Origin of the sequence: Bacillus sp. JJ783, assembly GCF_036963225.1 — a bacterium.
GTDB classification, from domain to species: Bacteria; Bacillota; Bacilli; order Bacillales; family Bacillaceae_G; genus Bacillus_A; species Bacillus_A cereus_U.
On sequence record NZ_JBALMG010000121.1, the window covers coordinates 635 to 12,694 of the forward strand.

Genomic DNA, 12,060 nt, shown 5'->3' on the forward strand with positions numbered 1-12,060 from the left:
TATTAATAACTTATTGCTATTGTACCTTCACCTGCATGTACAGCAAATGAAATTGGCAATGGATAAAGCTTGAAATCCATTTCAGGGAATGCTTGTTTAATATCTGAAATCCATTCTTCAGCTCCATCTTTATCGTTAGCATAGAACATATGAAGTACTTTTGGTAATTCTTTTTCAAGCTCATTTTTAATGTAGTCTCTACATTTTTGGATTTTACGCACTTTCTTTTCAAGTAAAAGTTCTCCGCCTTTTACTTCTAAGATTAAGTTGACACTTAATAAACTTCCAAGTAAAAATTGAACTCCCTTTACTCGACCACTTGCATATAAACCTTTTAAGCTTTTTGGAAATACATAAAAAGGCCTTCTTTTTTCATCTACTAATGTTTTATGTATATCTTGTAAAGTCATACCATCATTGTATAACGTTTTAGCTTTTCTCAAAAGTTCATCCATTGGATAACTTGTCGTTTCACTATCTAATACAGTTAAAGGGAAACCTGCCATATCAGCAGCTAACTTCATATTTTGATAGGTCCCACTTACTTTTCCGCTAATAGCAACTGCAAAGCCTTCTTCATATTCTTCTTTGCATTTAGTAAATAATTCTACCATTTCCCCTATGTTAGGTTGCGAAGTAGTAACTGTTCTTCCATCATTTAACGCTTCATAAAGACGTTTATGAACTCCTTCTTCACAATCCTTATAAGACACTCCATCAATAATAACTTCAATTGGGATAACAAAGTTATCACCATCTGTTGTAAAACTCGCAGTTGTACTATCAGTAAACCAAGCAACACGCTTCATGTTGTTCCTCCCTTATTCTGTTCCTCTTTTCTGACTTTTCTATATATTTATCTTACGAAAAGAGAATATCCCCTGTAATAGTAACAGGACTTTATTATTTTGGCTATAGTAGATGTATAATAAATGTGAATGTTTTTTGTCTATTTGTCAAAAAAAAAAGAAAACCACAAATTTTCCCGGTCTTCTTTTAACATTACATTACTTAAATGTTTCGTTATCTAAAATAACAACATAATCATTCGTCATTCGCCCCGCTTCTTTCGTATAACTGACAAGCCGCTGGATGTTATCACAGCAAATTTTTGCTCCCCATACGAGTAACGGTACACCAATAAAATCAATATGAAATCTTCTAGAAAACAAACCGCCTAAAGTCATTGGCAATGGAACTGTTGGTGATGTATTAGAAAAAATAATCTTATCATTGTTTTGATAATGTTTTTGCAGAATCTCTCCTAAATGCTTCATGGCAGGTACAACGACCTTTGATGCCCCGCATCCAATTGTATATACAGGATTCCCATATTCATCTTGTCCATGAAAAATAATTTTCCCCATATCTTCTGTTTTCAATTTATTAAAATACTCCACATTTAAAATTTCTTCTTTCGTTAACTTCCGATCAGTTGGTAATTTATTTAAATGATAAGCTGCAGCTAGCGAGGTTGTATGCGTTCCGCCGAAATCTGTGTAAATGAATATCATATTATCATCCCTTGTTGTAAAAGTTCAATATTATTTAGTATTACCGTTCACAGCGTTGTTAAACAAGGGACGAATGTATTTACGCTTTTTGTGTTAATTCATTATATTTTTTCCAAATATAATAGCGTCTACTAATTACGGTACCTAATGTGATACATAAAAAGGCATTCGTTACAACCATTAATGTGTGGTGAGTACTGCCAGGAAACATACTTTGCTTAATCAAAACCTTTGCACCTAAAATAACAAGGAGAATAATTGTACTTAACCAATTTCCTTTTCGTAATACATGACCTGTTTCACTATCTAATCGAAATGTTAAAGCTTTTCCTCTAATAACTCCAAGACCCAATCCAATTCCGAGCATTGCAACGAATAATAGTACGTGCAATATATTTAATTGTCCCATATGAATAATGGACTGGATTGTTACAAAGCACAGCAAAGCCGGAATGAGCCAAATACGATTAATATTCACTTTGTATTCCTTACCTTGCATTAATACAATTATAAGAATAACAAGTAGAATAACAAATAGAATATCCATTTAGAGTCCTCCTATATACTTGTTTACCTTTGAAAATTATATTCGCCTCTGTTCATACCATACTTGAAATACGATAGCTACTTTAATTTGTAAAATATGGAATGTGATTTCCCATCAGCCTTAAGCATTATTTATAAAAGTAAAAAGACGTACTTTCTACTCGTACGTCTTTAGTAGCTTTATTAGTATATTCCTAAACTGGTTTAAACTTTTATTTATCAATAAATTCTACACCTTTAGAGTTAGTTTTATCTAATACTTGAATGTTAAATGTAGCAGCTAATGTTAAAGTGATTTTATAAATGGAATATCCAATTATAGAACCTAGAACGTTACAGATTACATCATCAATATCGGTAATACGTCCCCATCCACTAACTAATGACTCGATTAATTGTACAATTCTATACTAACCGATATGATAAAACCTAATAAAATAGTATTTTTAACTTTTTTGAATTTATTCCATATAAGTGGTGCTAAAAACCCTAAAGGCATTAATAATAAAACATTCCCGCCTACATTTCTTACGATTAGACCAATCATAAATAGGACATCACCATCATAAGCACTCCCTATTTGACCGATATCTTTAATAATTGATGCAAAAGGAATAATATTGACTGACCGATTAAGATTTTCAACACTAGAAAGAAACCCGATTGGTAAAGGGAATAAGGTTACTGCAACAACCATACAAATGTATACTGCAAATAGAAAACTAATTAACTCTTTCCACCAATTCACATGCTTTTTATTTTTGAACCCAATTAATATACTTCGGACAAATAAATAACAGATAACCCCGAAAATAATAAATAAACTACCGTTAATCATATGCAAATCGCTAACACATCCCTTTATCTTAATTATTCTATAGGGCTTTTCGCAGGATGGTTTTGTCATACGGAATAATGTATCTTTATCTTATTGTAAATTCATTAAAGAGAAACCTTCATTTGCGGGATTTTCATATTTTTATTTCCCTCTAAGTACATTGTCATAATATGCTGTATCTAAAAAAGATAACGAACGGCAACGTACCCAGCCTATTTCGTCTTCTTTTTTATATGCTCTAATTTTTATATCCATGTAATTAAAAAACACCTTCTATTTCTACCATGAATTTTTCGGGTCCTGCCCCTTTATTTGATGGGATAACTAATGTAATTCCTAAGTCCGGGTAAACGGCCGAGCGGAAACTCACGCCTGGATCATATCCCATTACATGATATTTAAAAATATTTCCTTGTCTTTTCTCAATCCATATTCCATAGCCGTAAGACTGGCTATTATTCACCAAAATATGAGGAGTTAAAAGTAACTTCGTATATTCGTGGCTTAATATTTCGTTGTTAAATAGAGCTTCCCAAAATTTCACCATGTCTGGTGCAGTAATATAAGCACCACCATCAGAACCTCCTTTTATGGGTATAGAGTATGCATTTGTTCTCCATTTTTGACTATTTACATCCTTTATATATCCGAGAGCTGTATGTTTTGGTAAATTATCTAAAGAAAAATAGCCTGAATCATTCATGCCAACTGGAACGAATATGTTTCTTTCTATATATTCCGTAAATTCAAGTCCTGTCTGCTGTTCTATAATTAATCCAAGTATAATAAAACCTGCATTGTTATAGTAAAACTTACTTCCTGGTGTAAACATCATATTACTGTTTTGGAATAATGGTAAAAAGTCTTTTAAACTTTTTAAAAGATACATAGGGGTTTGTTTCCAAAGATCTTCAAAATTATCCATGATACTTTCATCAAAATAATCTGGAATACCCGAACTATGCGTTAAAAGTTGATGTACTGTAATATCTTCATTAAAGTTTGGGAATTTAATATGTAGACAATCTTTTAACTTTGTATGAAAAGTAATTACACCTCTTTCAACAAGTTGACAGATNNGTGAATAATTTACATCCTGAGGCAATTCCAAATCTTGTTTGTAGTGTATTGTTTATACATTCACTTCGGTTAGCATATCCAAATGAATTTTCATAGATAATATCATCATCTTTTTTTATTAAGACTACCCCAGAAAAATCTATATTCTGATGTATTTCTTTTACAATTTTTTCTATTTGATCTTTTGTTTTTATCATAATAACCACCCTTGTTTATCAGTATTGTTCTTTCCCCTTATTATTTTTCCATATATAGGGGAAAGAAACCTCCTATTCACCCCCCTTAAGTTTTAAATAAAAACCAAGGGAACTATTTCGATTTTATTGATTCAGTGGAATATACCTTAGACTGCGATGGTAATAAAGTAAACACGCATAATAGGATAGTAATAAGTAGCATTACCAATATTCCTACAATGACTACAATTTGTATAGAAGTGAATTGAGTTGCAATGCCGAACAGAATCGTTATAAAAATTGTTAAAACAGCTATAACGAGCCCGTATATACTCCCGATTCGTCCCATCATATGAACCGGAACGTTATTTTGATAAAATGTGTAAAATCCTGTATTTGCATATGCCATAGAGAAAGATAGAATAAAGAATCCGATAGCAGCTATTAAAAACTCACTTGAAAAAGCATAAATCAAATATCCAATTGCAATGAATAATGATCCTATCCCAATTAGAAATGAAGGTGTTAATTTTTTTGATAAAACTGTATTTATTATGGCTCCTAAAATAAAACCCGCTCCAGCGATACTAACTAGGAAGCCATACTCACTATCTGTTAACAATAAAACTTTTTTTGCAAACGATATTTCAAGCGAATCAATAGCGGTAGCTAAGACCATCATCCCTTGAAATAAGAAGTAAACACAAACAATATACATAGATTTTTTACTGAAATTTAAAACTATGTTCCAATCTTTCTTTAATACAGTTAGTGACAATTTATCATTGGATGTATTAGAATCGTCTTTTTTATCAAGATTAGGTAAAAGTAATGTAATGAACCCTGATAGCAGAAATGCTATAGCATTCATATATATTGCAAACTCTGGTGTGCCAATTATTAATAATATCCCCGCTACCGCTGGACCAATTAAAAATGCACCAGATCCTATTAAACTACGTAGTGAGTTGAAACGTTGTCTTTGCTCTACTGGAATTAATTTCGTCATATATGTCATAGCAGTTGGTTCATAAATCGCACTGGCCATGCTTATAAAAAATACTAATAGGTAGACAATCCAAAGGGATGGAAGCAAGGGTAAAATGGCGATAAATACTGCTCGATATATATCGAGGTGAATCATTAACTTCCGTTTGTTTAAACGATCTATCATACTTCCTGACCAAGCGTTTGTAAATAAAGCAGCTAATGGTTTAATTACATATAAAGCAGCAACCGCTAAAGCTGAGCCGCCCATATTATAGACAAGTACATTAAGTGCTATTAAGTAAATCCATGCACCTAAATTTGCAATACCGACTCCGGACAGTAGTAATAAAGGATATTTCCAATCTTTAAGTAATTTTTTCACTTTAGGCACCCGCTTTCTAAATTGTTTTAAACCAATAAAAAAATCCCACCCCCAAGACTTAAAGTCTTAGGGACGAGATTTATCATCGCGGTGCCACCCTAGTTTGTTAATATGTCGCCATATTAACCTTATCAGGTACTGCATAAAGCTTATACCTTAGCTCTATAACGGGAGCTCCCGTCACACCATCCCCTTATTAAAGGTTCCGATGTGCTGCTCAGAGGCTTGATTCAATAAAGAATTTTTGCTCCTTTTCAGCTAAATGGAGCTCTCTGTGAAAAATTCATTTTATTTACTCTTCTCATCATCGCATGTAATTTTATCCATATTATCATATAGGTTTTATATTGTAAATAATTAAAAAGAATAATCAGTTTTTTAAGAAAGTGAACATCCTTTATAATTTTGTAACTTGATTTTTTATTTATTAAAAAAATACGGTGCGTGAAATTGCTTGTAACTCTAACAAAAAGAGCCTATTATACTATAGGCTCTTACAAATTCGATATTAATTTGTGCTCGCTTCTGCTAATGGTTCTAGAGGCGGTTCCAAATCTAGTTTTAAAGCATCACCTTCTTGTATATATTGTCCCTTTTCAATGCTTTGACTCGTTACATACCCTGCACCTGTTGTTTTTAAATCTAATTTCAACAACTTAGAGAAATACATAACATCACGCATTGACCAACCTTTTAGGTTAGGCATTTTCACATTATTTCCCACTAGAAATATGCGATCTCCTTCACTCATTACCTCGCCAGTTTGTGGATATTGTTTTATTATCTTTCCTTCTCCTAATAATACCGGCTGAAGTTTCGCTTTTTCTGCAATATTTTTCACCGTATCCATCGTTTGATTTACATAATTTTGTACTTTTATTTCAGATTGCTTTGTTGCATCTGCTATTTGTTTTTCTGTATATGGTTTCACTTTTAAATATTCTAGACTATTTTTCATAACTGGTTTAAAAATTTCAGCAAGAGGCTGAGCGCCGTATTCATTCCCCTTTAATTTAGGTTGCTTAATGGCTAAATATACGACTAATTGCGGATCATCAATTGGAGCCATTCCTAAGAATGAAAAAATATAATTATCTTTCCCTTCCATATATCGTCCATTTTCAGGATTCGGAATTTGCGCTGTCCCTGTTTTACCACCAATCGGATAACCATCAATTTTATACATCGTTCCCGTTCCTTTAGATGATGTTATAACACGTTCCATTAAGTTCCTTACCTTATCTGCAGTTTCTTTTTTAATCGGATTCCCTATTTCTTTAGGTTGATTTTCCATAATAACTTGCTTATTTGTTGGATTTACAACCTTATCAACAATATAAGGTTGCATCATTTTCCCGTCATTTGCTATAGCTGTGGCCGCTTGTACGATTTGAATAGGAGTTACAGTTGAGCCTTGGCCGAAAGAAGTAGTAACTTGTTGAATTTGAGTATTTAACAATAATGTATTTTTACTTTCTCCAGGCAAATCTATCCCTGTTTTTTGATTGAAACCAAATTTATTCATATATTGCTTGAATTTATTTGGTTTCAGTAACTGGTCTTCTAAAATAGAAAAAGCAACGTTAGATGACCGTTCAAACCCTTCATCAAATGTAATTGAGCCCCACCCATATCCGCCATTATGATCTTTAATTTCTGCTGAACCAACTGTGTATTTTCCTGATTGGAAATATTCTTTCCCGTTATATACACCTTCATTAATTGCAGCAGCTAATGTAAAAACTTTCATTGTAGACCCTGGTTCGAATGCGTTCGCAATTGGATCATTTAAAAAATATTCAATGTCTCCCTTATTAGGATTATAACTAGGCTTACTAGACATTGCTAAAACTTTCCCTGTTTTTGGATCTGCAATGATTCCTACTAACATAGAAGGATCATAGTGTTGCTCCGCTTTGTTCATTGCATCTTCTAAAAAACTATTAATTTGTTTATCAAGCGTAAGATATACGTTGTTTCCATCTTTAGCAGGTTCTATTTTTCCTATATCATTTGTAAGTGGGATACCACTTCGTGAACCTACATATTTTACATTTCCGTTTGTAGAGCGTAAATATTTATCCAAACTTTCTTCAAGCCCAAACTTCCCCTCCGCATTACCTTTATCATCTGGTCTTGCAAAACCAAGTATATACGAGGCGAAATCTTCATTTGGGTATACTCTGGCTTTTTCTGTTGTAAACGATACACCTGGTATTTTCAAATTTTTAAGTTCTTCCTTCGCTTCTCTAGATAAGTTACGTCCAATTTTACCAATTTCAACTTGCGTACGTCCTTCATGAAAATTTTTCATGATCTCCTCTTTATCAACTTCAAGCGCATCTGCTAAACGTTGTGCAGTATCTTCTTTATCTTTTAATTTATCTTTTCCTTTTAAGTTTACAACGATGCGATATGTCGTTGAGTCTTGGACTAATACTTTACCGTTTTGATCATAAATTGTCCCGCGATTTGCCTCTAAAACTCCATTTTTGTTTTGTTGTTCATTCGCAAGATCTTTTACATTAACATTATGCACGACTCCTACTGCTTGAATATAAAATATACGTAAAAGCATAGTAAGAAACAAAACAATAAAAGCAATCATCATATATCGAGCGCCTTTATTCGTTTGAAGTTTATGCATACTTATCTCCTTTCTTTTCCAATGTATTAATGCAAAGATACGCTACTAAATATGTTCTTTATTATATTAGATACTATCTTTTTCGAAGTTTTTTTACTAATTCCTCTATAACAATAAGAAAACCAGTTCTGTTGCTGTTTGTTTTTTATTTATTTTGTATTTTTTATTATAAAATACGGTAAGTGAAATTTAAGAATCTTCAAATAAAAAGAACCTACTTTTTGTAGGTTCTTACGATTAAGCTATATGATTATATTTCGCTAAAAAAGGAACTCGTTTTGCTACTAGTGCATACATTTTGAAAATTAAACTAGCTAACGGTTCAAGTATACGTGTGCTTTGTATTACTAATCCACTTGTAATAAATGTTAAGAACGCAGCCCCAAGTATATCTAGAGGATAATGAACACCTACGTACATTCGTGATACACCGACTAATATTGCCCATATAAGCGCGATATATTTAAGTTTTTCTCCTCTTAGAATAAATACGAAAGCAATCGAAAATACAAGTACAGAATGATCACTTACAAATGATGAATCAGCTGCATGCGGTACTAATTGATTGACATGATGTGTAATAAAAGGACGCGGATGATAATATACCGCATGTATAAGAACATTTACTAATAATGCAATACTAACTGAAAGTGTCGTGTATAACACCGTATATTGTTTTCGGATTGCATTTTCTTTCTTTCCATTATTGAACCATAGGATAAGCATAAATAGAATAGCTACATATGCAGCACTATTTGTAATAGCAATCATTAGCGTATCTAATAGCTTGGATGATCCAGCAAAATTATTAATCCATTGAAATACTGTGTAATTCATATTACTCTCTCCTTATTTTTTCTCATTGTACTTTAAATAAAGATACAAGTGTCCTTGATTTACACAGTATACAATATCAATATGAAAATGGGCTTAAACTTTTCTCATCTAATTCTCATTTTGCTACTATTCATTTGACATTCGTGTAACTATTTATACGAGCTAAATATGTATAAAGGTTGTAAAACATTTTACATAGTATGGTAAACACTCTATACATGAATATAATACTTAACATATTCATGTAAATATACTAGCTACGAAATCATTTTTTCATTTCATACGAAAGGCTATATTACCGAATTGTTCTCCTTGCTGCATTCGATTTAAAGCTTGAATTGCTTCTTCTAATGGATATACTTTATCAATGATTGGTTTAATATTATGTTCCTCTATAAAATGAATCATCTCATTAAATTCCTCACTGCTCCCCATTGATGTTCCCATAATATCGATTTGATTATAAAATAATGCTCGTAACGGTAATTCAATTTTATCTCCTGAACTTGCAACAAAATTAACAATTCTTCCGTTTGGTTTTAATACATCAAAATATTTCAAGAAAGTCGCCGGACCTATACTATCTATAATTAAATCTACTTTTTCTCCATGTAAGCACTCTTCCCAAATACCAGAACTATTAAATGAAAAGTCTGCGCCATAGTTTTCTGCAGTCTTTCTTTTACTCTCTATCCTTGAAGTAACACTTACCTTTGCTCCAATTGCTTTAGCAAATAACATAGCATAAGTAGCTACACCACCGCCAATTCCCGGAATTAGAACATGTTCTTCAGATTTCAATCTACCTTTTGTAAAAAGCGCTCTATATGCAGTTAATGCCGATAAAGATAACACACCAGATTCTTCCCACGTAAGATAGGATGGCTTTTTCACTACATTTTCAGCTGGCACAATAACATATTCGGCAAACGTTCCATCGGCTGGTCCGCCTAGTACTTCAGGTAACTCTGGTATTTCATGAGTATTATTCCATCCAATACTAGGATTTATAATAACCTCTGTATGTAGTGCGATATTTGAAACACCTTCTCCTAATTCCGTAACAATACCTGCACCATCTGATCCTAGAATTAAAGGTAATTCCATTTCTTTTCTATTATTCATTATAAATAAATCACGATGATTTAAACCTGCTGTTTTTAATTTCACTTTAACCTCTCCAATGTTAGGAGTTATCTCAGGTGATAATTTATATTCTAAACCGTCTAATCCTTTTTTATGTTGATGTACAATAGCGTTCATTAATAATCCCCCTTAATAATTTTAATGTACTAAAAATATCGAAATAAATAAAATAATCTGATTGTAACAACTAAAAAATAATAAAAATCATTATGATGAAAAAACAAAATCCTCCCCACACTTTTTTGTAGGAAGGACTTTAATTGATACTACTTATACTTTGTTAATCCTCTTTTTGGCCAATGTTAATATATTTCGAATAAACGGGGCTTTCGCATTTGTATATGAAACACGATCAAAAGGATATGTAGCAGCAAGTTTCTCTTTTAATTCACTATATTCTTTTCGTGCCCATTCATTATTTATGAGAAAATCTCTAAATAAGAGGTTGTTCTTCCATTCCTCACTATTATAAATATACACATGTAAGTGATGACTACCCGCTCTCCACTTCCCTTTTCTAAAAAAACGCCAATTAAGTGTTTCTTTTGGAACATATTCATAGCCAATTTCCGCTAGGGGTTCCCTCCAATTTTCGGTAATTTGTAAATTTGTTACGCCAATCATCATATCAATAAGCTGTTTAGCCCCTAATCCTTCTACGGCCGTGCTTCCTATATGTTCAATAGCAATAATTTCTTCATTTAGTAACGGCACAATTTTATTTTTTTCATTTAAAAACTCTGTATGCCAATAATGTTCGTACGGTTTAATTAAGATTTTCCCATCCATTTTCTTTCCTCCTTATAACTATACATCATTATATTTATAAAATTTAATTGTATTAACATAGGGATTTTACAAAAAATGTCGAATATTATAATAGACAACTTAATTATACTAAATATGAGGTGAATCATGAAAGATATTCCAGTTGAAATTCAATTAAATACTGTCACATTCCAACTAAAAAAACATCATAATTTTGATTGGCTTACGAAACTAGGAACAGTATTTGCAGTTTTTGATCAACAAGATTCCGGTAATATAAGTTTCGGTGTTGAAAAGAATGGGAAAAAGAAGTTTATTAAATATGCAGGGGCACAAACACTCGCATATAATGCTTCTACAAATGAAGCTATAAAAAGATTAAAAAACTCAGTTACTATATACAATGAATTAAAACACGTTTCTCTTATAAATTTAATTGATCACTACCCTTTACAACATGGATATGTTTTAATTTTTGATTGGTTTGACGGTGAATGTCTTCACTCGCACTGGAGTTTCCCACCCCCAGCAAAATACAATGATCCTAATTCACCATTTTATAAATATAAGAAATTATCCGTTAAAGACAGACTGATTTCATTAAATTCTATTTTTAATTTCCATACTTACGTTGAACACAAACACTATGTAGCTATTGATTTTTATGACGGTAGTATTTTATACAACTTTAAAACTAATGAAACAAAAATTTGTGATATTGATTTATACAGTAACACACCGTATGTAAATAAGATGGGGCGACTGTGGGGATCATCTCGTTTTATGTCACCTGAAGAGTTTCAACTTAACTCTATAATAGATGGAAAAACAAACGTATTTAATATGGGGGCTATAGCTTTTGCACTTTTAGGTGGCGGACAAGATCGTTCCTTTATAAAATGGGAAGCTGGCGAAGGATTATATGAAGTAGCATACCGTGCTGTAAATGAAAATCGTAGTAAGCGCTATGCGTCAATGGAAGAGTTTAATAATGCATGGTTAAAAGTCTATAACACTGAAAAGTTATAAAAACTACATACATTATAAAAGTACATGTAAAACTTGTACTTTTATAATGTATAATACATATGGGATTGAAATTCAGGATAACGGGGCATGTATTATGAACTTTGTTT

The 12,060-nt window shown here is 32.1% G+C and carries 9 protein-coding genes, 2 pseudogenes and 1 other annotated feature; of the genes and pseudogenes, 1 reads left to right on the forward strand and 10 read right to left on the reverse strand.

Going from position 1 to position 12,060, the window contains the following annotated elements; genetic code table 11:
* Nucleotides 1–2: 2 nt before the first annotated feature.
* The 10 genes and pseudogenes from V7038_RS23110 to V7038_RS23155 all read right to left on the reverse strand — a co-directional run bounded on the left by V7038_RS23110 (nucleotide 3) and on the right by V7038_RS23155 (nucleotide 10,945).
* Nucleotides 3–809, reverse strand: coding sequence for a DegV family protein (locus V7038_RS23110; protein ID WP_002110177.1), 807 nt, complete (start codon nucleotides 807–809; stop codon nucleotides 3–5).
* A 198-nt stretch (nucleotides 810–1,007) separates the two neighbouring features.
* Nucleotides 1,008–1,514, reverse strand: a complete 507-nt coding sequence (locus tag V7038_RS23115) for a DUF3189 family protein (RefSeq protein ID WP_002110178.1) — start codon at nucleotides 1,512–1,514, stop codon at nucleotides 1,008–1,010.
* Nucleotides 1,515–1,593: 79 nt separating this feature from the next.
* The gene (locus V7038_RS23120) at nucleotides 1,594–2,061 is read right to left on the reverse strand and encodes a DUF1453 family protein (protein ID WP_002110179.1); all 468 of its coding nucleotides are present in this window, start codon (nucleotides 2,059–2,061) and stop codon (nucleotides 1,594–1,596) included.
* Between the two features lie 211 nt (nucleotides 2,062–2,272).
* Nucleotides 2,273–2,904, reverse strand: a pseudogene (locus V7038_RS23125) (VanZ family protein).
* A gap of 253 nt (nucleotides 2,905–3,157) precedes the next feature.
* Nucleotides 3,158–4,175, reverse strand: a pseudogene (locus V7038_RS23130) (serine hydrolase domain-containing protein).
* Between the two features lie 112 nt (nucleotides 4,176–4,287).
* Nucleotides 4,288–5,526, reverse strand: coding sequence for an MFS transporter (locus V7038_RS23135; protein ID WP_335695673.1), 1,239 nt, complete (start codon nucleotides 5,524–5,526; stop codon nucleotides 4,288–4,290).
* 65 nt (nucleotides 5,527–5,591) lie between these two features.
* Nucleotides 5,592–5,843 (reverse strand) — a binding site (T-box leader).
* A gap of 191 nt (nucleotides 5,844–6,034) precedes the next feature.
* Complete coding sequence (locus V7038_RS23140) at nucleotides 6,035–8,173, reverse strand: penicillin-binding protein (protein WP_335695674.1); 2,139 nt, start codon at nucleotides 8,171–8,173, stop codon at nucleotides 6,035–6,037.
* A gap of 237 nt (nucleotides 8,174–8,410) precedes the next feature.
* Nucleotides 8,411–9,010, reverse strand: coding sequence for an undecaprenyl-diphosphatase (locus V7038_RS23145; RefSeq protein ID WP_002110185.1), 600 nt, complete (start codon nucleotides 9,008–9,010; stop codon nucleotides 8,411–8,413).
* A 273-nt stretch (nucleotides 9,011–9,283) separates the two neighbouring features.
* A complete protein-coding gene (locus tag V7038_RS23150; protein WP_335695675.1) occupies nucleotides 9,284–10,273 on the reverse strand; it encodes a zinc-binding dehydrogenase in 990 nt (329 codons plus the stop codon).
* A gap of 153 nt (nucleotides 10,274–10,426) precedes the next feature.
* Nucleotides 10,427–10,945, reverse strand: a complete 519-nt coding sequence (locus tag V7038_RS23155) for a GrpB family protein (RefSeq protein ID WP_002110187.1) — start codon at nucleotides 10,943–10,945, stop codon at nucleotides 10,427–10,429.
* A gap of 126 nt (nucleotides 10,946–11,071) precedes the next feature.
* Here V7038_RS23155 and V7038_RS23160 point away from each other — a divergent pair, with 126 nt between their 5' ends.
* On the forward strand, nucleotides 11,072–11,953 hold the full coding sequence (locus tag V7038_RS23160; protein WP_199659486.1) for a protein kinase: 882 nt from the start codon (nucleotides 11,072–11,074) through the stop codon (nucleotides 11,951–11,953).
* The last annotated feature ends 107 nt before the right edge of the window (nucleotides 11,954–12,060 follow it).